The following is a 21,050-nucleotide window of genomic DNA, read 5'->3' on the forward strand; positions in this document are numbered from 1 at the left end:
CCGCTGGCTCATATAAGACTGGCGAGCCCAGCCGATCAGCCGCCTTTCGCTGCCCATGCGATGCGAGATGGCAACCGGTCGGCGATCATGGCCGCCTGTTAACTCGGCGGCATTGCAGAGTGGTTGGACATGATCGTTTGTCACTGCAATTACATCAGTCAGAAAGACATCGAGTCGACGATCGTGTCGTTGCTCGATGAAGATCGCTGGCAGCTGATCGTGCCCGCAAAAGTCTATCACGCACTCAGCAAACGCGGTAAATGTTGCGGATGTTTCCCCAATGTGGTGGATACGATCCTGAGGGTTACCGAAGAGTACCACACCCGCAACACACCGAGCGCTGAGGTCCTTCCTTTCATGGAGCGGCTGAACGCGCTGCTCGATCAGTATGGAAGGACGAGGCATCATGAAGGGCGACGAACGGGTCATCGAGCGACTGAACAAGGCGCTGTTTCTCGAATTGGGGGCGGTGAACCAGTACTGGCTCCACTACAGGCTTCTCGCTGACTGGGGTTACGGCCGCCTCGCCAAGAAGGAGCGCGAGGAATCCATCGAAGAGATGCAGCACGCCGACAAGATCATCGAGCGCATCATCTTCCTCGAAGGTCATCCGAACCTGCAGTCGGTCGCGCCGCTGCGCATCGGGCAGAACGTCAAGGAAGTTCTCGAATCCGACCTCGCTGGTGAGTACGACGCACGCACCTCCTACAAGGAATCGCGCGACGTCTGCCACGATTGCGGCGACTACGTCACGATGGAGCTTTTCGAAGACCTGCTGAAGGACGAGGAAGGCCACATCGACTTCCTCGAAACACAGCTCGAACTGATGGCCAAGATCGGCGAAGAGCGCTACGGCCTCCTGAACGCATTGCCGGCCAACGAAGCCGAGTAATCATCGAGCCGGCGGCATCCAGGTGCCGCCGGTTTTTCTTTGACGAGCGATCCGTTGCAGATCGCGACCAGCCTCAGGCTCTCGCCGCAAATCTCCCACTTTCGGTTTTCTTTCGTTTGGCGCATAGTGCACCGGCAATGTGCGTTGTCGTGCCCGGCGGAGGGTGTGGCGGCATTTCGGCGCCGCTGATCGGGTGCGCGCATGCAAGGCAAGTTCTGGTGAGGAGAGGCGTGCATCATGTTTCTGTCGGTTCGGCAGCAGCAGATTCTCGACATTGCCAAGGCTGATGGCCGGGTCATTGTCGACGACCTTGCATCGAAGTTCGGGGTCACGCCGCAGACCATCCGCAAGGATCTCAACGATCTTTGCGATCATCGCCAGCTCGTTCGCATTCATGGCGGCGCGGCTCTGCCGAGCGGCAGCGAGAACCTGCAGTATGAAAAACGCCGTCTGATCGCCTCGCGCGAAAAGATCGCGATTGGTCGTGAAGCGGCGCATCTCATTCCCAACAACGCCTCCTTGTTCATCAATATCGGCACGACGACGGAAGCCGTCGGCGAGGCGTTGACCGACCACACCGAATTGATGGTCATCACAAACAACATCAATGTTGCCAACAGGTTACGTCTTTACCCATCGATCGAAGTGGTGATTGCAGGCGGCGTGGTCCGTGGATCGGACGGCGGCATCGTCGGCGAGGCGGCAGTCGATTTCATCCGTCAATTTAAGGTCGATTACGCCGTGATCGGTGCCTCCGCGATCGATGAAGACGGCGCATTGCTGGATTTCGATTTCCGAGAAGTGAAGGTCGCGCAGGCGATCATCGCCAATGCGCGCCATGTCATTCTCGTGTGCGATTCCACAAAATTCGAGCGGACAGCGCCCGTCCGGATCGGGCACATTTCGCAGGTCGACAGCTTCATCACGGACCGTTGTCCAGACCCTAGAATTCGGAGGATTTGTGAGGAATCCGACGTCCGCCTGGTGGAAGTCGCCATCTGATATTCTTGTTGTGCCTGCCGATCGCGGGCCAAAATGACGTGCGTTCTTCGAATTCGCCTTTGACATTCGTTTTTGGTTCGTTATGCTTTCACTAACTTTCGTGCAGCGCAATAGAATGCTGCATTGCGAAGTGGGAGGGGTTCCGTGTCCGGTTCGAAGGCGTTCGACATTTTCATTGTCGGCGGTGGCATCAATGGATGCGGCATCGCGCGGGATGCCGTTGGTCGCGGCTACAGCGTCTGCCTGGCCGAAATGAACGATTTTGCTTCGGGCACATCCTCATGGTCGACGAAGCTCGTCCATGGCGGTCTTCGCTATCTCGAGCATTACGAGTTTCGCTTGGTGCGCGAGGCGCTGATGGAGCGCGAAGTGCTCTGGGGCATGGCGCCGCACATCATCTGGCCGCTGCGTTTCGTGCTGCCCCACCACAAGGGTCTGCGTCCTGCCTGGCTGCTGCGCCTCGGGCTCTTCCTCTACGACCATATCGGCGGGCGCCGCCGTCTTCCGGCAACGAAGACGCTCGACATGAAGCGCGATCCAGCCGGCAAGCCGCTGAAGCCGCTGTTCTCAAAAGCGTTCGAATATTCCGACTGCTGGGTCGATGATGCGCGTCTCGTGGTGCTGAACGCCCGCGATGCGGCCGACAGAGGGGCCGTCATCCGGCCGCGCGCCAAGCTTGTTTCTGCCCGCACGGAAAAGGATGGCTGGTTGCTGACGATCGAAGATCAGGCGAGCGGCCGGCGGGAAGACGTTCGGGCGCGCGCCGTCGTCAATGCGGCAGGTCCCTGGGTCGATCAGGTTCTCTCGCGTGCTGTCGGTCGTAACGATGTTCACAATGTGCGGCTCGTAAAGGGCAGCCATATCGTCGTGCGGCGGCTTTTCGAGCATGACCGGTGCTACATTTTCCAGAACGCCGACGGCCGGATCATCTTCGCCATTCCGTATGAGGGCGATTTCACGCTGATCGGCACGACGGATCTGGACTATGAGGGCGACCCGAAGGACGCTGCCATCTCGCAGGCGGAAATCGATTATCTATGCGATGCCGCCAGCGAATATTTCGCCAATCCCATCAAGCGCAGCGACGTCGTCTGGACCTATTCGGGCGTGCGGCCGCTTTATGATGACGGCGCCAGCAAGGCGCAGGAAGCCACGCGCGACTATGTGCTGAAGCGCGATGGTGCGAATGGCGGACCGGCACTGATCAACGTGTTCGGCGGCAAGATCACCACCTATCGGCGCCTGGCGGAATCGATGATGGACAAGATCGCCGAGGCGATCGGGCCCAAGGGCAAGCCATGGACGGCAGGCGCGACTTTGCCGGGGGGCGATTTCGATGCCGAAGGCTTTCCGGAGCAGGTGCGCCGGCTCAAGGGCGACTATCCGTTCCTGAGCGAGCAGCAGGCGCATCGCCTTGTCCGGCTTTACGGGACGCGCGCCTGGAAGCTCCTCGGCACTGCCTCTCAGGCAAGCGATCTTGGCCATCATTTCGGGGCTGATCTCTACGAGTTGGAGGTCGCCTACCTGATCGAGCAGGAATGGGCGCAATCGGCCGAGGACGTTCTGTGGCGTCGCACCAAGCTCGGCCTGAAGACCGGCGCGGAGGAGGCTGCCGCGCTCGATCGATACATGCGGGAAAAGAGAAGCGGCATCAGCCATTCGGCGGCCGAGTAAGACGGGCGGCCGCGGCCTGGCCGCGAGACTGCGCGAAGGGAGGAGGACACATGCTGGAGCTCAAGGGCGTCACCAAGATGGTGGGTGCCGAGACGCATATCAGCGACATCAACCTGACGCTGGAGCCGGGAACGCTGAACGTTCTGCTCGGGCCGACGCTGTCCGGCAAGACGAGCCTGATGCGGCTGATGGCGGGTCTCGACCGGCCGACTTCGGGTCAGGTGTTTTTCCGCGGCAAGGATGTGACCGGCGTTTCCGTGCAGAAGCGCGATGTCGCGATGGTCTACCAGCAGTTCATCAATTACCCGGCGCTGACGGTCTACGAGAACATTGCCTCGCCCATGCGGGTCGCCGGCGTCGACAAGGCAACGATCGACCGGGAAGTGCGAAAAGCCGCCGAACTGCTGAAGCTCACGCCGATGCTCAAGCGCACACCGCTCAATCTGTCCGGCGGGCAGCAGCAGCGCACTGCGCTGGCGCGCGCCATCGTGAAGAATGCCGGTCTGGTGTTGCTCGACGAGCCGCTCGCCAATCTCGACTACAAGCTGCGCGAGGAACTGCGTCTCGAATTGCCACGCATCTTTGCGGAAAGCGGCGCGATCTTCGTTTATGCGACAACCGAACCCAGTGAAGCGCTGCTGCTTGGCGGCAACACGGCAACGCTGAGCGAAGGGCGCGTCACGCAATTCGGCCCGACAATCGACGTCTACCGGGAGCCAGCCGATATCCTGACGGCCGAAACCTTCGCCGACCCACCATTGAATGCGATCGACGTGGTCAAGCGCAACGGGCGCTTCGTGATGGAAGGCGAGGCCAGCGTGCCGGCGCAAGGCGCAATCGCATCGCTTGCCGACGGTCCGTACCGCATGGCCTTCCACCCGCATCAATTGCGCCTCGAGCGTTTGGGCGAAGATCATGCGCCTATCAAGGCGCGGGTGACGGTCACGGAGATCACCGGTTCGGAAAGCTTCATCCATCTCGATTTCGCCGGCCAGAAATGGGTGGCGCTGGTCCACGGCATCCACGAGTTCGAACCGGACGCGATGGTCGAAGCCTATATCGATCCGCGCCACATCCTGGTCTTCGACGCGCAGGGCCGACGGGCCGTGGCGCCATCGTCGCTTGCGGCTTGAGGAGAAACCGATGGCACGCATCGAACTCGACCATATCCGTCACGCCTACATGGCCAATCCGCAATCGGCCGACGATTACGCGCTGAAAGAGGTGCACCACCAGTGGAGCGACGGCGGCGCCTATGCGCTGCTCGGCCCTTCCGGTTGCGGCAAGACCACGCTCCTCAACATCATTTCGGGTCTTTTGAAGCCCTCAGAGGGCCAGATCCGGTTCAACGGCGCGGATGTGACGAACCTGTCGACCGAGGAACGCAACATCGCCCAGGTGTTCCAGTTCCCGGTCGTCTACGACACGATGACGGTCTTCGACAATCTCGCCTTTCCGCTGCGCAATCGCGGCTTGCCGGAAGCGGACGTGAAGAAGCGCGTCACCGAAACGCTGGAAATGCTCGATCTTTCCGACCGCGCCAACAAGCGGGCGCGGGGCCTGACCGCCGACCAAAAGCAGAAGATTTCGCTCGGTCGCGGGCTGGTGCGGCGGGACGTAAACGCCATTCTCTTCGACGAGCCGCTGACGGTCATCGATCCGCATCTGAAATGGGTGCTGCGGTCGGAATTGAAGAAGCTGCACCGCCGCTTCGGCTTCACGATGGTTTATGTGACGCACGACCAGACCGAGGCGCTCACCTTCGCCGACAAGGTCGTCGTCATGTATGAGGGCGAGATCGTTCAGATCGGCACGCCGGACGAGTTGTTCCGCAGGCCTGCCCACACCTTCGTCGGTTATTTCATCGGTTCGCCGGGCATGAACATCGTGCCGATCAAGCTCGACCAAGGGCGTGCGCGCCTCGGCGAACATGTGATCGACATTCCTGGCGCAACGCCCATGCCGGGCAAGATGGAGCTCGGCATCCGGCCGGAATTCGTCACGCTCGGCCGCGAAGGCATGCCGATCTCGATCTCGAAAGTCGAGGATATCGGCCGGCACCGCATCGTGCGGGCGCAACTCGCCGACCACGACATCGCGGTGGTGGTGCCGGAGGATGGCGACATTCCGGCGGACCCGCGGGTCACCTTCGTGCCCGAAGGCATCAATCTCTATGCCGACTCCCGGCGCGTCGAGACGAGGGGCTGATCATGGAAAAGACCTATAACAACAAGGCATGGTTCCTCGTTCTGCCGGTTCTGGTTCTGGTTGCCTTCTCCGCCGTCATCCCGCTGATGACAGTGGTCAACTATTCGGTGCAGGACACGTTCGGAAACAACGTCTTCTTTTGGGCCGGCACAGAATGGTTCGAGCAGGTTCTGACATCGAGCCGCTTCCATGGCGCGCTGATCCGCAGCCTCAGCTTCTCGCTGGTAATCCTGGCCATCCAGATCCCGCTCGGCATCTTCGTGGCGCTGAACATGCCGCGCAAAGGCATCGGCGTACCGATCTGCCTCGTCTTGATGGCGCTGCCTCTTCTCATTCCGTGGAACGTGGTCGGCACGATCTGGCAGGTCTTCGGCCGTGGCGATATCGGTCTGCTCGGCTACACGCTGCGCACGCTCGGCATCTCCTATAACTACGCCACCGATCCCTGGCATGCCTGGATCACGGTCGTGGTCATGGATGTGTGGCACTGGACGTCGCTCGTCGTGCTGCTCTGCTATGCCGGTCTCGTCTCGATCCCGGACGCCTATTATCAGGCGGCGAAGATCGACGGCGCGTCGCGCTGGTCCGTCTTCCGCTACATCCAGCTGCCGAAGATGAATCGCGTACTTCTGATCGCCGTGCTGCTGCGCTTCATGGACAGCTTCATGATCTACACCGAGCCGTTCGTCGTCACCGGCGGTGGACCGGGCAGTGCCACCAACTTCCTGTCGATCGATCTCGTGAAGATGGCGATCGGGCAGTTCGACCTCGGACCGGCTGCCGCCATGTCCATCGTCTACTTCCTAATCATCCTGGCGCTATCATGGGTCTTCTACACCGTCATGACGAACTACGACACGGCGGACCGCTGAGATGGCCGAACGGGAGGCAAGTGCCATGGCAACCACCACGACGACCATGCTGAGGGAAACGGCGTCTTCGCACCACGAGGCGCTCGGCCAAAGCGAGGCAGTGGCGCGCAAGATGCGCCGAAGGGGGCGGGAATCGCGCTTCTGGTGGCTCGTTCCGACGCTCTACATCGTGTTCCTGATGTTGCCGATCTACTGGCTCGTCAACATGAGCTTCAAGACGAACACCGAGATCCTTGGTTCGTTCTCGCTGTGGCCACAGAACCCGACGCTGCGCAACTACATGGTGATCTTCACCGATCCGGCCTGGTACTCGGGCTATATCAACTCGATCATCTACGTGACGCTGAACACGATCATCTCGGTGGGTGTGGCTCTTCCTGCGGCCTATGCGTTCTCGCGCTACAAGTTTCTCGGCGACAAGCATCTGTTCTTCTGGCTTCTCACCAACCGCATGGCGCCGCCGGCCGTCTTCGCGCTGCCGTTCCTGCAGCTCTATTCGTCCTTCGGCCTCATCGACACGCACATCGCGGTGGCGCTTGCGCACTGCCTGTTCAACGTGCCGCTGGCAGTCTGGATCCTCGAAGGGTTCATGTCGGGCGTACCGAAGGAGATCGACGAGACGGCCTATATCGACGGCTATTCGTTCCCGCGTTTCTTCGTGAAGATCTTCATGCCGCTGATCGCATCCGGCATCGGCGTCGCTGCATTCTTCTGCTTCATGTTCTCATGGGTCGAACTGCTGCTTGCCCGCACGCTGACCACGACCGAAGCGAAGCCGATCGCCGCAACGATGACGCGCACCGTTTCGGCGTCGGGCCTTGACTGGGGCGTGCTGGCAGCGGCGGGCGTGTTGACCATCATTCCCGGTGCGCTCGTCATCTATTTCGTGCGCAACTATATCGCCAAGGGCTTTGCCCTCGGCCGCGTCTGAAGAAGAGGAGACCGGATATGGATTTCTCATGGATGGCCTGGACGACGCCGACGGCGCTGTTCTTCCTCAGCATTCTGACACTGCTGCTCGGGATGGGCGTGTGGGAATATTTCTCGCCGGGCGGCAATCCTCGGGTCGGCATCCTGCGCTTCGAGACGACGCGCGGCGACCGGCTGTTTCTGTCGCTGCTCGGCTCGGCATTCATTCATCTCGCATGGCTGGGGCTCGTCGGTCCCAATCTGTGGTGGGCTCTAGCCCTATCGGTGGTCTACGCGATCGGCGTGTTCCGCTTCGTCTAGGGAGAGGCAACGGGCCGCCCTCAAGGCGGCTTTCGGACGGCAAACTGCAATCGCACTCAAAGGGAGGAACCTCATGCGAAAGCAACTGTTCTCAACGACCACGGCGCTTGCGCTGCTTTGCGGAATGGGCGTCGCCCATGCCGACATGGAAGCAGCCCGAGCCTTCCTCGATGCCGAGATCGGCGACATGTCGTCGCTTTCGCGCGAGGAACAGGAAGCCGAAATGCAGTGGTTCATCGATGCGGCGGAACCGCTTTCCGGCATGGAGATCCGCGTCGTTTCGGAAACCATCACGACGCACGAGTATGAAAGCCAGGTTCTGGCTCCGGCCTTCACCGCGATCACCGGCATTCGCGTCACGCACGATCTCATCGGCGAAGGCGACGTCGTGGAACGTCTGCAGTCGCAGATGCAGACCGGCGAAAACCTCTACGACGCCTATGTCAACGACTCCGATCTGATCGGCACCCACTGGCGCTACCAGCAGGTCCGCAACCTGACCGACTGGATGGCAGGCGAGGGTGCCGACTTCACCAACCCGAACCTCGATCTGGAAGATTTCGTCGGCATCTCGTTCACGACCGGCCCGGACGACAAGGTCTATCAGCTTCCGGTTCAGCAGTTCGCGAACCTCTACTGGTTCCGCTACGACCTGTTCACCGATCCGGAGATCATGGCTGAGTTTGAAGCCGAGTATGGCTACGAGCTCGGCGTGCCGATCAACTGGGCGGCCTATGAAGACATTGCCGAGTTCTTCACCGGCAAAGAAATCGACGGCACGTCGATGTACGGTCACATGGACTATGGCCGCCGCGATCCTTCGCTCGGCTGGCGCTTCACCGATGCCTGGCTTTCGATGGCCGGCAACGGCGACAAAGGCCTGCCGAACGGTCTTCCGGTCGACGAATGGGGTATCCGCGTCAACGAGAACTCGCAGCCGGTCGGCTCGTGCGTCGCTCGCGGCGGCGACACCAACGGCCCGGCTTCGGTCTATGCCATTCAGAAGTATCTCGATTGGCTGGCAGCCTACGCACCGCCGGAAGCCCAGGGCATGAACTTCTCTGAATCCGGCCCGGTTCCGGCTCAGGGCAACATCGCTCAGCAGATCTTCTGGTACACCGCCTTCACCGCAGACATGGTTGGCGAAGGTGCTTCCGCAGTCCTCAACGAAGACGGCACGCCGAAGTGGCGCATGGCGCCCAGCCCGCATGGCGTCTACTGGCAGGAAGGCATGAAGCTCGGCTATCAGGATGCCGGCGCTTACACGCTGATGGAATCGACCCCGGTCGATCGTGCCCAGGCGGCCTGGCTCTATGGCCAGTTCATTGCGTCGAAGACCGTGGATGTGAAGAAGAGCCATGTCGGCCTGACCTTCATCCGCGAATCCACCATCCAGCATGAGAGCTTCACGGAGCGTGCGCCTGAACTCGGCGGCCTCGTCGAGTTCTACCGTTCGCCGGCCCGCGTTCAGTGGTCGCCGACGGGCACCAACGTGCCGGACTATCCGCGTCTCGCACAGCTGTGGTGGCAGGCGATCGGCGATGCGTCTTCCGGTGAGAAGACCGCGCAGGAGGCCATGGACCAGCTCTGTGCCGAGCAGGAAGCTGTGATGGAGCGCATTCAGCGTTCGGGCATCCAGGGCGACCTGGGTCCGGTTCTGAACGAGGAAGAGAGCCTCGAGTACTGGAACGAGCAGGCGCAGGCCAACGGCACGATCGCGCCGCAGCTCAAGAAGGAAAACGAGGACGAAGAGCCCCAGACGATCACCTATGACGAGCTGATCCAGAGCTGGCAGGCCGCTGATGCATCGGCACCGGCCGATGCTGGAGCCATGGAAGAGGAAGCAGCACCGGCAGAAGCCGATGCTCCTGCCGAAAGCGAAGCTGAAGGCCAGCAGAACTGATCGTTCTTCAACGAGCAAGGGGGCCGGGGTTCATCCCCGGCTTCCGTTTATGCGCATAGGCACGAATGGACGAATTCATGACAGCGAAGCACATCCTCGCGATCGATCAGGGCACGACATCGAGCCGTGCGATCCTCTTTGACGAGGCGCGTCGCATCGTTGCCGTGGGCCAAAAGGAATTTCCGCAGCATTTCCCACACTCCGGCTGGGTCGAGCACGACCCGGAAGACATCTGGGAGAGCGTGATCTGGTCCGTTCGATCGGCGCTGGAGAAGGCAGGCCTCGAAGCCGGCGACGTCGCAGCCATCGGCATCACCAATCAACGCGAGACGGTTGTCGTCTGGGACCGGGCGACGGGCAAGCCAATTCACAACGCGATCGTCTGGCAGGACCGACGCACCGCTGCGCTTTGCGCCGAGCTGCGCGATGCCGGGCATGAGCCGATGGTCACGGAACGGACGGGGCTGCTGCTCGACCCGTATTTTTCCGGCACGAAGCTGGCCTGGATCCTCGATCATGTTCCCGATGCGCGCGCCCGCGCCGACAAGGGCGAATTGTGCTTCGGCACCATCGACACGTTTCTCATCTGGCGCCTGACGGGTGGCCAGTCCTTCGTGACCGACGCGACCAACGCCTCGCGCACGCTTCTCAGCAATATCGATACGGTGAGTTGGGACGAGGAGCTTCTGTCTCTTCTGAACATCCCAGCCCAGGCGCTTGCGGAGATCCGTGATTGCTCGGGCGAGTTCGGCGTCACGGACAAGAGCGTCCTCGGTGCTGCGATCCCCATCCTCGGTGTGGCCGGCGATCAGCAGGCGGCCACGATCGGCCAGGCCTGCTTTAAGCCGGGCATGTTCAAATCGACTTACGGAACGGGGTGTTTCGCGCTGCTGAACACCGGCGCGGATCGCGTTGCATCGAACAACCGCCTGTTGACGACGATCGCCTATCGCCTTGACGGTGAGACGACCTACGCGCTTGAGGGCTCGATCTTCGTTGCCGGGGCGGCTGTCCAATGGCTGCGCGATGGCCTGAAGATATTGAAGGACGCCTCGGAGAGCGGGGCGCTCGCGGACAAATCGGATCAGGAACAGGCGGTCTATCTCGTGCCGGCCTTTACCGGACTTGGTGCGCCGCATTGGGACGCAAATGCCCGCGGCGCGATCTTCGGCCTGACCCGCAGCACGGGCCCGGCAGAGCTGGCGCGCGCTGCGCTGGAGTCGGTCTGTTTCCAGACCCGCGATCTTCTCAACGCCATGCACCGCGACTGGTCCGGCGCCAATGGGGATACGGTGCTGCGCGTCGATGGTGGCATGGTGGCGTCCGATTGGACGATGCAATGCCTTGCCGACATTCTGGATGCACCAGTCGATCGGCCGCGGATCCTGGAAACGACGGCGCTTGGCGCGGCGTGGCTTGCCGGCTCCCAGGCCGGGATCTGGCCGGATCGGACGGGCTTTGCGGAAGATTGGGAGCGCGATCGCCGCTTCGAGCCGAAAATGAGCGCCGAGACCCGCCAGGAGAAAATCGCCGGCTGGGACGATGCTGTTTCAAGAACGCTCTCCAAGCCCTAGCGCGGGCCTTTTTCAAAAGATTGTTTTTCGACTTTCTTAACGTTCACGGCATCTCGCTGTGAACAACAAAGGAAACTTGCTTCGCTTTGCTTTGCCGCATGGCTCACACTGCAATATACAACCGGTGGATGGTGTTGCTGGGGAGGTTGCAGTTGTGGACCGGGCGGGTATTGAAGGAAGTATAGGGATCGGTTCGGCAGACGCGATCGAGCCGGAATACAGGCTGGCATTGCTGCGGGAGTGGCACTGTGCGCTGACAAGCATCGTCGCTGCGGACCCGGAAACCCCCGAGACACGCCGGACCATCGACACGATCGAAGGCGAAATCGCCAAGCTCGAAATTATCTGCAAAAAAAATCGATCGAGCGCGGAACCGAAAATCGGGTCGAATGTTATTGGGTCGTAGCGTTCACAACGACGGGTTCTTTTCCCACCCCCCGAAACGCCCTGTCCGACGCTTACATTGCCTTGATGCCCGCCCCGAACCTCAAGGCAACCATAAAAACCGGCTCTCCCCCCAGAGCCGGTTTTTTATTGTCCTGAAATCGGGATGCCTCAGGCGACCTTCTGCCGGAGAGGCTTGGCGGGAATGATCGCTTCCGGCAGGTCGATGACCAACTGCTCCGCCTTGGGAGCGTTCTCCGCCAGCATGACGTCGAGCGCCTTCTTGGCGAGGGGGCGTCCGAAATAGAAGCCCTGGACCTCGTGGCAGCCTTCGGCGTTGAGGAAGGCGAGGTGTTCCTCTGATTCGACGCCCTCGGCAAGCACCGGAATGTCGAGGCTCGATCCGAGAATGATCGTCGCGCGCACGATGGCTGCGGCCTGTCGATCCGTATTGACGCCATCGACGAAGGACCGATCGATCTTAATCTTGTCGAACGGGAAGTTCTTAAGCGTCGCGAGGGACGAGTAGCCTGTGCCGTAGTCATCCATGGCGATCCGCACGCCAAGGCTCTTCAGCTGTCGGATGACGTGAAGCGCGCGGGTCTGATCCTCGATGATGCCCGTTTCCGTGATCTCGAGCTCCAGTCGCGAAGCGCCGAGACCGGAGTTCAAAAGTGCCTCGTGGACAATTGTCGGCAGGTTGGTCTGAGCTAACTGCAACGGCGCGACATTGACGGCAATGCGGTAGGGCTGAGCCCAGGTCGATGCCTCACGGCAGGCCTCGCGCAGCACCCATTCGCCAATTTCGCAGATCAGGCCCGATTCCTCGGCAATCGGGATGAACTCGCCTGGTGACACCATGCCACGTTCCGGGTGGTTCCACCGCAGCAGGGCCTCAAACCCGACAAGCTGGCGCGTCGCGGCATCGTTCTGTGGCTGATAGTAGAGCTCAAGCTCTCCCTTCGCCACAGCCTGTCGAAGACTGACGGCAAGCGCGCGCCGCGAGCGCTGGCCCTCGTCCATGGACTTGTCGTAGAAGCACACGGATGGCCCATCGATCGACTTGGCGCGATACATGGCCAGATCGGCCTTGGTCAGCAATTCTTCCGGCTTCTGGCCATCGATCGGGAAGATGCTGATGCCGATGCTCGCCCCGATCGAGAGCAGGTGCTCGTCATAGGGGAAGGGCTCGCAGACCGCAGCGACGATCGCATCGGCGAACTGGCTCGCTTCGGCCTTTGTGTAGATGCCCGACTTGACCGCCACGAATTCATCGCCGCCTACTCGGGCCAGGAACTCACCGGGCTTCATCATGCGCTGGATGCGGGCTGCCAGTTCTCGCAGGAGCACGTCACCAGCGGCATGGCCGTGCACATCGTTGACGAGCTTGAAACGGTCGAGGTCGAAGGCGAAGAAGGCGGTGCGCGCCGCGTCAACAGCCCTGTCGTCTGTCAGACTTTCGAGCTTGGAGTTGAGGTAGGCGCGGTTCGGCAGGCTCGTCAGCGGGTCATGGAGAGCAAGGTGGCGATAACGATCGACAGCTTCGTTCTGCGTTTGCACGTCGATGAAGTGAATGGCGGCGCCCGTCGCGAGCACCAGCACCATGATAGAGACGACGCCAAACGCCAGGATCGATTGAGGGATCAGCATTTCTGGGCGGAACGCGCCGGCATCGGGGATGACCGTCATCGCGCCCATGGCGGTGAAGTGGGTGCCGCAAATTGCCAGGATCAATGCTGCGACACTGCCATAGCGGCAGAAGCGCGTGACCGGACGCACGGCGCGGTTCATGGAAAGCGCGCCGAATAGGGCACCGATCACCAGCGAGGCGATGACGAGGTTGTCGTCCCAGGCAATGGATCCCTGAAGTTGATAAGCCTTGACGCCGGAATAGTGCATGGCGCCAACGCCGAGGCCCAGGATCGCTCCACCCGCTTCCGCGAGGTATGTCTCGCGTCCGAGCGCCGTGATGAAAAAGCCACCGAAGGTCGCTGCGACGCCGATCAGCAGCGAGAGAAAGGTCGACTGCGGCTCGTAGCCGTGTGGCACGCCGGGGTCGAAGCCCATCATCGCGGTAAAATGGGTCGTCCAGATCGTCGCTCCGGCCAGGAAGCTCGCCAGAAACAGCCAGGCATAGCGCCTGCCACCCTCCGAGCGACGAACACGCGAAAACAGCCGGATGGCAATCATGCATCCTGCGAGGCAGATGAGAGCTGCCAAAAGCACGAAGCGAAGATCGTGATCGATAACCAGGCAGGAGAGAACTTTGACCATGCGACGGTGCCTCTTAGGTAGACACTCCGCATAGCCCCTAAATTCACACCAAATTACAAATAGCGCTTATGTTCTCGCAGCATGTGAGATGAGATGCGGTGAAACAGTAAGATGTGATTAATTGATCGTTGCGCTACCAAGTAATTGGAAGCCCTTTGTGATCGAAAAAGCCTGCATTGTCTTCATTTTGGAGACGATCGATGACCATCAGAAGATTTTCGGCCGCCTCATGGGGCTGCTGGATCGACAGGCCCTGCTTGGAGAACGGTGCAGACAGGTCGGTTGCCACCGTGCCGGGATGCAATGCGCAGCATATGGCATGAGGCCGGGTGCGCCTCAGCTCGATCGCCGCGGTCCGCGTGAACTGGTTCAGCGCAGCTTTCGATGCGCGATAAGAATACCAACCGCCGAGCGCATTGTCGCCGATGCTGCCGACCCGGGCGGACAGCGTCGCGAAGACGGCTTTTCCCTCTCGCGGCAGCAGCGGCAGATAATGCTTCATGATGAGGGCCGGGCCGATGGCATTGAGCGCGAATGCCTTTGCCATGTGCGGGGGCTCAAGCTCGCGCAAAGCCTTTTCCGGCCTGTGCTTGTCATCGTGGAGAAAGCCTGTGGCATCGATGACGAGGCGGATTGCCCCATCACCCTGGGCGACGGCCTTTGCCGACCCAGCGATGCTCTCCTCGTCCTCCAGTACCAATGCCGGATCGGTGCGCCGTCCGATGAGCATGACGTCGGCAAATGCGGAACTTGCTTCGAGTGCGTGAGCGAGCGCCGTGCCGATGCCGCCGGTGCCGATCACGATGGCGCGACCGCCTGTTTCAAAAGATGTGAGGATCATGAGGCATGAAATGGAACGCGGCCACGGGATGTCCATTCCCCTCGCGCAGAATGCGTCCTAATCATCGAATTGGCGCATGGCAGCGGCTCGACTATGCTCGCGTCGCGGACCGACCACATTCATCAAGCGAGTTTCCCCGACATGATCGAAACTGTTGAGACCACGCCTTTCCGTGATCAGAAGCCCGGTACGTCGGGGCTTCGCAAGAAGGTCCCGGAATTCCAGAAGCGTGGCTATGTGGAGAACTTCCTGCAATCCATCTTCGATGCGCAGGAAGGCTATGAGGGCAAGACCCTGGTCGTTGGCGGAGACGGCCGGTTCTATAATGAGGATGTCATTCAGACTGCGATCCGGATGGCGCTCGCCAACGGGTTTGGCCGCATCCTGATCGGGCAAAACGGCATCCTGTCTACGCCTGCGGCATCCAATGTCATCCGCAAATACAAGGCCTTCGGTGGCATCATCCTGTCGGCCAGCCACAATCCGGGCGGCCCGAATGAAGACTTCGGCATCAAGTACAATGGTGCCAATGGCGGACCGGCCTCAGAGACGGTGACCGGCGCGATTTACGAGCGCAGCCTGGTGATCGATCGCTACAAGACGATGGACATCCCGCAGGTCGACCTCTCGCGCATCGGCAGGGTCGACGTCGCCGGTGGTGTGGTCGAAATCATCGACCCAGTCGCCGACTACGCCGATCTGATGGAGACGCTGTTCGATTTTGCGGCCATTCGCGATCTTTTCGCGTCAGGCTTCCGCATGCAGTTCGACGCGATGAGCGCCGTCACCGGCCCTTATGCGGAAGAGATCTTCGTGAAGCGGCTCGGCGCCGATCCGGCAGCGATGATGAACACCACGCCGCTGCCCGATTTCGGCGGGCATCATCCAGACCCCAATCTCGTGCATGCCAAGGAGCTCTATGCCGCGATGATGGCCGAGGACGGGCCCGATTTTGGCGCCGCGTCCGATGGCGACGGAGACCGCAACCTGATCATCGGCAAGGGCATGTACGTCACGCCATCAGATTCGCTTGCCATGCTTGCCGCGAATGCGCATCTCGCACCCGGCTATGCCAAGGGCATTGCCGGCATTGCACGGTCGATGCCGACGAGCCAGGCAGCAGACCGCGTAGCCGAAGCGCGTGGCCTGCCATGCTTCGAGACGCCGACAGGCTGGAAATTCTTCGGCAATCTGCTGGATGCCGGCAAGGTGACGATCTGCGGCGAGGAGAGTGCCGGAACTGGATCGGATCATGTGCGTGAAAAGGACGGGCTTTGGGCCGTTCTGCTATGGCTGAACGTGCTTGCCGTACGGCGCCAGTCGGTGGCCGAGATCGCGCGCGATCATTGGGCAACCTTCGGACGCAACTACTATGCCCGGCACGATTACGAGGCGCTGGACACGGCAACGGCTGATGACATGGTCGCAGCACTGCGCGAAAGGCTGCCGTCGCTTGTCGGGCGAACTTTCGGCAATCGGACGATAAGAGCGGCGGACGATTTTGCCTATCATGATCAGGTTGATGGATCGTCGAGCGCCAAGCAGGGCATTCGCGTCTTCTTCGATGACGGTGCGCGGATCGTTTATCGGCTTTCAGGCACCGGCACGACCGGCGCCACTCTCCGCGTATATCTGGAGCGCTATGAGCCGAACGACGGCAATCTCTCCATGCAGACCAATGATGCTCTGGCTGACCTCGTGACGGCGGCGGACGAAATTGCCGAGATTTCGGCCCGGACGGGTCGTGTATCCGCAGATGTGATCACCTGACGGGCAAAAGACCTGCATGACTGAATGGTGGGGTGGTCCAGACGCTGGACCGGCCCACCTCCGGCATGCTAGGAAAAGCCATACTCTGGAATTATTCTAATGTTCCATTGCCGATTCACTTGGACGGATCTGACACCCGATGCGCCTGACCAAACAGACCAACTACGCCGTTCGCATGCTGATGTATTGTGCATCGGCAGACGAAGGCAGCTTGAGCCGTGTTTCGGAAATCGCCAAGGCGTACGGCGTATCTGAACTGTTCCTGTTCAAGATTCTGCAGCCGCTGGTCGAAGCCGGGCTGATGGAAACCGTACGCGGGCGCAAGGGCGGCGTGCGTCTCGCGCGTCTTGCATCGGACATCACGCTCTATGACGTCGTGCGGGTTACCGAAGATAACTTCGCGATGGCGGAATGTTTCGAAAACGACGCGGCTGAATGCCCGCTCGTTGAATCCTGCGCGCTGAATTCGGCACTTTACAAGGCGCTGAACGCCTTTTTCGCCGTTCTGCAGGACTACACCATTGCCGATCTGGTGCAGAACCGGCCGCAAATGCGGATGCTGCTCAACATGATGCAGGGCGAGGCGGTCGCCGTTCAGTGAGTTTAAAGGTTGGCCGGCTGAGTATCAGCCGACCGTCGCTGGTTTGGCTGTCACCTGGGCCAGGCGCGCTGGCCGGCTGGACAGGAAGATATCTCCGATCGTTTCCAGCACCCGATAGACGCTCTCCGAGGCGATCGAGTAATAGATCGTCTGTGCGTCTCGCCTGGTGCTGACCAGCTTGCGGGCGCGCAATTTGGCCAGATGCTGCGACAGCGCCGATTGGCTTAGACCCACCGTCTCGGCCAGCTGTCCAACGGGCATTTCACCTTCGATGAGATTGCAGAGAATCAGAAGGCGTTTTGCATTGGACATCGCCGAAAGCAGGTCTGCTGCCTCGTCGGATTTCAACTTCAGCGCCTCGGCGTCGGATTTCAAGGACGATGAGGGGCCGTTTGACGTGTTCTTGTGGGTTTTCGTGCTCATCATGCCCCAATAACGGACTTTGATGGGCCTAGTTCCAGCATAGGTTAAAGGCATTCGAATTTAATCGTTTGCTCTTGCACTTTTTGCGAGCTCGGCAAGAGCCTTGCGAAGATCTCCCGCATCACCAAGGGACTTCGGGAAGCGGATGCGGCGCAATTGATCGCCACGCTGAATCTCGAAGCCTGCGGGATCGATGCCGCAGATGCGCCAGCCGCTATCTTTTTCGCCAGCAAGATGTGCGGCGTAGAGATCGATCGCGTCGGAATGGTCGGCATTCATATGGGCGATGGCGCCTTCCTCCATGTCGGCCAATGCCGACGCGGCGGGGGAAGCGATATCGAGATCGTCGCCGGAAAGCTCGTAAGCCTTGCCAAAACCGCCGTTTAGGCTCGCGGAGAGGGGGAGCAGCCGGAAGAAGCTGAAATCGGGAAAATCGATATAGAGCTCAGCCTTCGGATGACGTGTAAGAAAACGACGCCTCAAGGCTGGACGTTCGGCTGAGTCGCGCGTGATGTGCTCGGCGCGGCATTTCAAGGAGATGCGGGGATGCGCCAGCGGATCTCCCTTGCCAGGCTCGCCGAAAAGAAGGCCGGCCCGCGCATCGGCAAGAAGCGCCTTGGTGTGGCTCGACAAGGCCGAGACGAGGATGATCGGTCTGCCGACACCATCGGTTGCAACGAGCGTTCGGCTGACAATGGGGTGACCCGTCATTGGTTCGAGAACCGAGAGCGCCGCATGCCGTGAGCCGCGGATCAGACGGTCCGCTTCCGTCCGCGCGAACTCGTCCGTTTCGCGGATCGTCTTGGCTGCTTCCGGCTTGCGCATTTCCTCGGACATGCGGTTTTTTGAACTCCCCTTGATCGTCCTCAAGCTGTTGATGGCCTGCGGGTCTGCCGGGTCAGCACTGGTAACACCGGCCGGCAACAGTCAGATAGAGTGCGTATCGAACCGAACCAGTGGACGTTCGTCTTGGCCAAACTCTATTTTCATTATGCTTCCATGAATGCCGGCAAGTCGACCTTGCTGCTGCAGGCGTCCTACAATTACGAGGAACGGGGGATGCGGACCCTGCTGCTGACCGCAGCCCTCGACGACCGGGCTGGCCATGGGCGCATCGCTTCCAGGATCGGTCTCGGATCGGACGCGCTGACCTTCACGGAGGCCGATGACCTCTATGGCGTCGTGGAGCGCGAGATAGAACAGGAGAGTGATGGCCGGCTGGCCTGCGTCTTCGTCGACGAGGCCCAGTTTCTCAGCGAGGCTCAAGTGTGGCAACTCGCGCGCGTCGTCGACCGGCTGAACGTGCCGGTGATGACCTACGGGCTGAGAACCGATTTCCGTGGCGAGCTCTTCCCTGGCTCCAAGGCACTTCTCGCCATCGCCGACAGTCTGAGAGAAATTCGGACAATCTGCTTTTGCGGAAAGAAGGCGACCATGGTGGTCCGGGTCGATGCAGAGGGCAAGGCGCTGAGCGAGGGCGCCCAGATCGATGTCGGCGGCAACGACAAATACGTGCCCTACTGCAGGGAACACTGGATGGAGAAGACCGGGCGACGGCCCGACCGGGGATAGTTCTTTAGCTCGGGGGACTTGCCGTTCTCAGCCGCGACGTTATGTCTCTTATGTCTCACGACAGTCGTGATGGGAGAGAGATATGGTTCGTTATTTGCTTGCCGCAGGTTTTTCCGTACTCGCACTGACTTCGGTCGCTTCCGCTCAGGATGCTGCCGCCGGTAAGGCCACTTTCCGTCAGTGCATGGCCTGCCATGTCGTTGATCAGGAGCAGAATCGCGTAGGTCCTCATCTGGTCGGTATCGTCGGTCGTCCCGTCGCTTCGATCGAAGGCTTCAACTACTCCGACGCAATGCGCGCCTATTCCGAAGATGGCGCCAAGGTATGGGACGATGCGACGCTTGCAACCTATCTCGCCGATCCGCGCGGTGTGGTCCAGGGCACGCGCATGGCATTTGCCGGTGTGAAGGATGAGGCTGCGCTTGCCAATCTGATCGCCTATCTCTCCGATCCTGCCGCTGCCGAATAGTATTTCGGTCAGCCGCTTTTTTCGGTATCGGTCATCGACGCGTCTAGAAGGCGAGATGATTGCCGATGCCCGCTCCTTCTCCGAATGATCAATCGATCGAAGCGCTGCTGTCGCTTCGATCGCTTACCTTGCACGTCGTTCATGAGGCGGATGGCATCGTCGCAGCGGTTTCCCGCAATCCGGGAAGCGCCGGGGAGCAGCCAGCGCTCGGAGACCGCGTCCGTACGCTGAATGCGGCGGTTGCAGCCATGCACCATCATGCCTCAATGCTTTTGCAGCGCCTCGGCAGTGCCGTGGGTGAGGCTGGCAACGGAGCCGATCGTTCGCCGAGACGAAACACCCTGCGTTTGTCACGGTTACCGCAACCGGGTGACGCGGAGATGGGCGAAAAGCTCGCAGCCGATCTCCATGGCTTGGCTCGGTTGATCGATCTTCTCGATGAGCATCGCGACGCCGTCGCGCATCGGGTGACACTGACCGAAGCGCAATCGGAAGCCGCGATGCGATCCGTCGCGGCCATTCGGGCGGCTGCGTGTGCCGGAAGCAGCTTTGACCCTCGGGTGGATGCCGTGTCCTACGCCATCAGCAACGCCGAGGCTGCAATCGGCGTGCTTTTGCACGATCTGCGGATCGTCGATGCCATGGCGGCACTGGCGCGCCTGGAATTGGAGCGCGGCGTTCTCATCCATGCCGCGTCGGGTCGCGCAGCCTTCAAGGAGCCGCGCGGATATCTTGGCGAGGTTCTGGAACTGCACCAGCAGCAGTTGTTGTCGGCGAGGGACATCGAGAGCCGTCGGCAGAAGGCAGGCGAGCTTCTTTCGGCGTTAATGGCGCCGCCGGCCACCGGGCTTAAACGGGAAGATGCCCGGTCGTTTTGACCTCTTCCATGACGGCGTAGGTGTGCGTTTCCCTGACGCCCGGCAGGGACAGGATCACATCGGAGAGGAAAGTGCGGTACGCGTCCATGCCCGCGACGCGTGCCTTGACGAGATAGTCGAAGCCGCCCGCCACCATATGGCATTCCATGACATCGTCGCTCGTCTTGACTGCCTTGGCGAAGGCATCGAACACGTCGGGCGTCGTCCGATCGAGCTTCACCTCGACGAAAACCAGTAACGTACGTCCAAGCTTTGCTGGGGAGAGGCGCGCGCCGTATCCTTCGATATAGCCTTCGCGTGTCAGCCGTTTGACCCGCTCGGCCGTCGCCGTCGGCGACAGCGCTATCCGGTCGGCGAGTTCCGTGTTGGTCAGTCGACCGTCCAGCTGGAGTGACCGCAATATCTTCCGGTCGATTCGATCAAGATCCTTCATGTGGACAGCAATAGCGCCGAACGTTGGAGATATCCACCAAGTCACCGACA

Annotated in this window: 21 protein-coding genes and 1 pseudogene; 17 read left to right on the forward strand and 5 right to left on the reverse strand. The window is 60.7% G+C overall.

What is annotated here, in order from left to right; genetic code table 11:
- Window positions 1–129: 129 nt before the first annotated feature.
- The 12 genes and pseudogenes from D5400_RS21500 to D5400_RS07340 all read left to right on the forward strand — a co-directional run.
- Window positions 130–435 (forward strand): annotated as a pseudogene (locus D5400_RS21500) ((2Fe-2S)-binding protein); the annotation flags it as partial.
- Window positions 407–892 carry a bacterioferritin gene (gene bfr, locus D5400_RS07290; RefSeq protein ID WP_126009060.1) on the forward strand — a complete coding sequence of 162 codons (486 nt, stop codon included), beginning with the start codon at window positions 407–409 and terminating at the stop codon, window positions 890–892. The pseudogene D5400_RS21500 and the gene bfr, both read left to right, overlap by 29 nt.
- Before the next feature lie 237 nt (window positions 893–1,129).
- Window positions 1,130–1,894 (forward strand): DeoR/GlpR family DNA-binding transcription regulator, encoded by a 765-nt coding sequence (locus tag D5400_RS07295; protein ID WP_126009062.1) that lies wholly within the window; start codon window positions 1,130–1,132, stop codon window positions 1,892–1,894.
- Between the two features lie 144 nt (window positions 1,895–2,038).
- On the forward strand, window positions 2,039–3,568 hold the full coding sequence (gene glpD, locus D5400_RS07300) for a glycerol-3-phosphate dehydrogenase (protein ID WP_245451473.1): 1,530 nt from the start codon (window positions 2,039–2,041) through the stop codon (window positions 3,566–3,568).
- Window positions 3,569–3,618: 50 nt separating this feature from the next.
- Window positions 3,619–4,701: an ABC transporter ATP-binding protein gene (locus tag D5400_RS07305; RefSeq protein WP_126009066.1), complete on the forward strand. Its 1,083-nt coding sequence runs from the start codon at window positions 3,619–3,621 to the stop codon at window positions 4,699–4,701.
- A gap of 10 nt (window positions 4,702–4,711) precedes the next feature.
- Complete coding sequence (locus tag D5400_RS07310; protein ID WP_126009068.1) at window positions 4,712–5,776, forward strand: ABC transporter ATP-binding protein; 1,065 nt, start codon at window positions 4,712–4,714, stop codon at window positions 5,774–5,776.
- 2 nt (window positions 5,777–5,778) lie between these two features.
- Window positions 5,779–6,648 (forward strand): carbohydrate ABC transporter permease, encoded by an 870-nt coding sequence (locus tag D5400_RS07315; RefSeq protein WP_126009070.1) that lies wholly within the window; start codon window positions 5,779–5,781, stop codon window positions 6,646–6,648.
- A gap of 112 nt (window positions 6,649–6,760) precedes the next feature.
- Entirely contained in the window at window positions 6,761–7,579 is an 819-nt protein-coding gene (locus tag D5400_RS07320) for a carbohydrate ABC transporter permease (protein WP_126012907.1), read from the forward strand.
- 17 nt (window positions 7,580–7,596) lie between these two features.
- Window positions 7,597–7,878, forward strand: a complete 282-nt coding sequence (locus D5400_RS07325) for a DUF2160 domain-containing protein (RefSeq protein ID WP_126009072.1) — start codon at window positions 7,597–7,599, stop codon at window positions 7,876–7,878.
- A gap of 73 nt (window positions 7,879–7,951) precedes the next feature.
- On the forward strand, window positions 7,952–9,781 hold the full coding sequence (locus D5400_RS07330) for an ABC transporter substrate-binding protein (RefSeq protein WP_126009074.1): 1,830 nt from the start codon (window positions 7,952–7,954) through the stop codon (window positions 9,779–9,781).
- A 77-nt stretch (window positions 9,782–9,858) separates the two neighbouring features.
- Entirely contained in the window at window positions 9,859–11,355 is a 1,497-nt protein-coding gene (gene glpK / locus D5400_RS07335) for a glycerol kinase GlpK (RefSeq protein ID WP_126009075.1), read from the forward strand.
- Window positions 11,356–11,413: 58 nt separating this feature from the next.
- Window positions 11,414–11,761, forward strand: a complete 348-nt coding sequence (locus D5400_RS07340; RefSeq protein ID WP_126009077.1) for a hypothetical protein — start codon at window positions 11,414–11,416, stop codon at window positions 11,759–11,761.
- A 149-nt stretch (window positions 11,762–11,910) separates the two neighbouring features.
- Here the strand turns inward: D5400_RS07340 and D5400_RS07345 are convergent, their stop codons facing one another.
- Both D5400_RS07345 and D5400_RS07350 read right to left on the reverse strand, forming a co-directional pair.
- The gene (locus D5400_RS07345) at window positions 11,911–14,013 is read right to left on the reverse strand and encodes a putative bifunctional diguanylate cyclase/phosphodiesterase (protein WP_126009079.1); all 2,103 of its coding nucleotides are present in this window, start codon (window positions 14,011–14,013) and stop codon (window positions 11,911–11,913) included.
- Window positions 14,014–14,146: 133 nt separating this feature from the next.
- Window positions 14,147–14,854 carry an SDR family oxidoreductase gene (locus D5400_RS07350; RefSeq protein WP_126009081.1) on the reverse strand — a complete coding sequence of 236 codons (708 nt, stop codon included), beginning with the start codon at window positions 14,852–14,854 and terminating at the stop codon, window positions 14,147–14,149.
- A 141-nt stretch (window positions 14,855–14,995) separates the two neighbouring features.
- On the opposite strand from D5400_RS07350, the gene D5400_RS07355 reads away from it, so the two are divergent.
- A complete protein-coding gene (locus D5400_RS07355; RefSeq protein ID WP_126009083.1) occupies window positions 14,996–16,624 on the forward strand; it encodes an alpha-D-glucose phosphate-specific phosphoglucomutase in 1,629 nt (542 codons plus the stop codon).
- Between the two features lie 139 nt (window positions 16,625–16,763).
- Window positions 16,764–17,225, forward strand: a complete 462-nt coding sequence (gene rirA, locus D5400_RS07360; RefSeq protein WP_126009085.1) for an iron-responsive transcriptional regulator RirA — start codon at window positions 16,764–16,766, stop codon at window positions 17,223–17,225.
- 24 nt (window positions 17,226–17,249) lie between these two features.
- Here rirA and D5400_RS07365 read toward each other — a convergent pair whose 3' ends face one another.
- Window positions 17,250–17,537, reverse strand: coding sequence for an ArsR/SmtB family transcription factor (locus D5400_RS07365; protein ID WP_245451531.1), 288 nt, complete (start codon window positions 17,535–17,537; stop codon window positions 17,250–17,252).
- Between the two features lie 171 nt (window positions 17,538–17,708).
- Window positions 17,709–18,485, reverse strand: a complete 777-nt coding sequence (locus tag D5400_RS07370) for a HugZ family pyridoxamine 5'-phosphate oxidase (RefSeq protein ID WP_245451474.1) — start codon at window positions 18,483–18,485, stop codon at window positions 17,709–17,711.
- A 132-nt stretch (window positions 18,486–18,617) separates the two neighbouring features.
- On the opposite strand from D5400_RS07370, the gene D5400_RS07375 reads away from it, so the two are divergent.
- The 3 genes from D5400_RS07375 (at window position 18,618) to D5400_RS07385 (ending at window position 20,567) form a co-directional block, all read left to right on the forward strand.
- Complete coding sequence (locus D5400_RS07375) at window positions 18,618–19,220, forward strand: thymidine kinase (RefSeq protein ID WP_126009087.1); 603 nt, start codon at window positions 18,618–18,620, stop codon at window positions 19,218–19,220.
- A gap of 82 nt (window positions 19,221–19,302) precedes the next feature.
- Window positions 19,303–19,689 (forward strand): c-type cytochrome, encoded by a 387-nt coding sequence (locus tag D5400_RS07380; protein WP_126009089.1) that lies wholly within the window; start codon window positions 19,303–19,305, stop codon window positions 19,687–19,689.
- A 65-nt stretch (window positions 19,690–19,754) separates the two neighbouring features.
- Window positions 19,755–20,567: a hypothetical protein gene (locus tag D5400_RS07385; protein WP_126009091.1), complete on the forward strand. Its 813-nt coding sequence runs from the start codon at window positions 19,755–19,757 to the stop codon at window positions 20,565–20,567.
- Here D5400_RS07385 and D5400_RS07390 read toward each other — a convergent pair.
- Window positions 20,539–21,000, reverse strand: a complete 462-nt coding sequence (locus tag D5400_RS07390; protein ID WP_126009093.1) for an Lrp/AsnC ligand binding domain-containing protein — start codon at window positions 20,998–21,000, stop codon at window positions 20,539–20,541. The two genes, D5400_RS07385 and D5400_RS07390, sit on opposite strands and share 29 nt — an antisense overlap.
- Window positions 21,001–21,050 lie beyond the last annotated feature (50 nt).

Origin of the sequence: Georhizobium profundi (assembly GCF_003952725.1) — a bacterium.
GTDB classification, from domain to species: Bacteria; Pseudomonadota; Alphaproteobacteria; order Rhizobiales; family Rhizobiaceae; genus Georhizobium; species Georhizobium profundi.

Coding starts and splice junctions, on each gene's coding strand:
- D5400_RS07325 (WP_126009072.1), top strand. CDS start 7,597: ATGGATTTCTCATGGATGGCCTGGACGACGCCGACGGCGCTGTTCTTC.
- D5400_RS07355 (WP_126009083.1), top strand. CDS start 14,996: ATGATCGAAACTGTTGAGACCACGCCTTTCCGTGATCAGAAGCCCGGT.
- D5400_RS07310 (WP_126009068.1), top strand. CDS start 4,712: ATGGCACGCATCGAACTCGACCATATCCGTCACGCCTACATGGCCAAT.
- D5400_RS07320 (WP_126012907.1), top strand. CDS start 6,761: ATGCGCCGAAGGGGGCGGGAATCGCGCTTCTGGTGGCTCGTTCCGACG.
- D5400_RS07380 (WP_126009089.1), top strand. CDS start 19,303: ATGGTTCGTTATTTGCTTGCCGCAGGTTTTTCCGTACTCGCACTGACT.
- D5400_RS07365 (WP_245451531.1), bottom strand. CDS start 17,537: ATGTCCAATGCAAAACGCCTTCTGATTCTCTGCAATCTCATCGAAGGT.
- rirA (WP_126009085.1), top strand. CDS start 16,764: ATGCGCCTGACCAAACAGACCAACTACGCCGTTCGCATGCTGATGTAT.
- D5400_RS07385 (WP_126009091.1), top strand. CDS start 19,755: ATGCCCGCTCCTTCTCCGAATGATCAATCGATCGAAGCGCTGCTGTCG.
- D5400_RS07295 (WP_126009062.1), top strand. CDS start 1,130: ATGTTTCTGTCGGTTCGGCAGCAGCAGATTCTCGACATTGCCAAGGCT.
- glpK (WP_126009075.1), top strand. CDS start 9,859: ATGACAGCGAAGCACATCCTCGCGATCGATCAGGGCACGACATCGAGC.
- D5400_RS07315 (WP_126009070.1), top strand. CDS start 5,779: ATGGAAAAGACCTATAACAACAAGGCATGGTTCCTCGTTCTGCCGGTT.
- D5400_RS07350 (WP_126009081.1), bottom strand. CDS start 14,854: ATGATCCTCACATCTTTTGAAACAGGCGGTCGCGCCATCGTGATCGGC.
- D5400_RS07345 (WP_126009079.1), bottom strand. CDS start 14,013: ATGGTCAAAGTTCTCTCCTGCCTGGTTATCGATCACGATCTTCGCTTC.
- D5400_RS07330 (WP_126009074.1), top strand. CDS start 7,952: ATGCGAAAGCAACTGTTCTCAACGACCACGGCGCTTGCGCTGCTTTGC.
- bfr (WP_126009060.1), top strand. CDS start 407: ATGAAGGGCGACGAACGGGTCATCGAGCGACTGAACAAGGCGCTGTTT.
- D5400_RS07390 (WP_126009093.1), bottom strand. CDS start 21,000: ATGAAGGATCTTGATCGAATCGACCGGAAGATATTGCGGTCACTCCAG.
- D5400_RS07370 (WP_245451474.1), bottom strand. CDS start 18,485: ATGTCCGAGGAAATGCGCAAGCCGGAAGCAGCCAAGACGATCCGCGAA.
- D5400_RS07305 (WP_126009066.1), top strand. CDS start 3,619: ATGCTGGAGCTCAAGGGCGTCACCAAGATGGTGGGTGCCGAGACGCAT.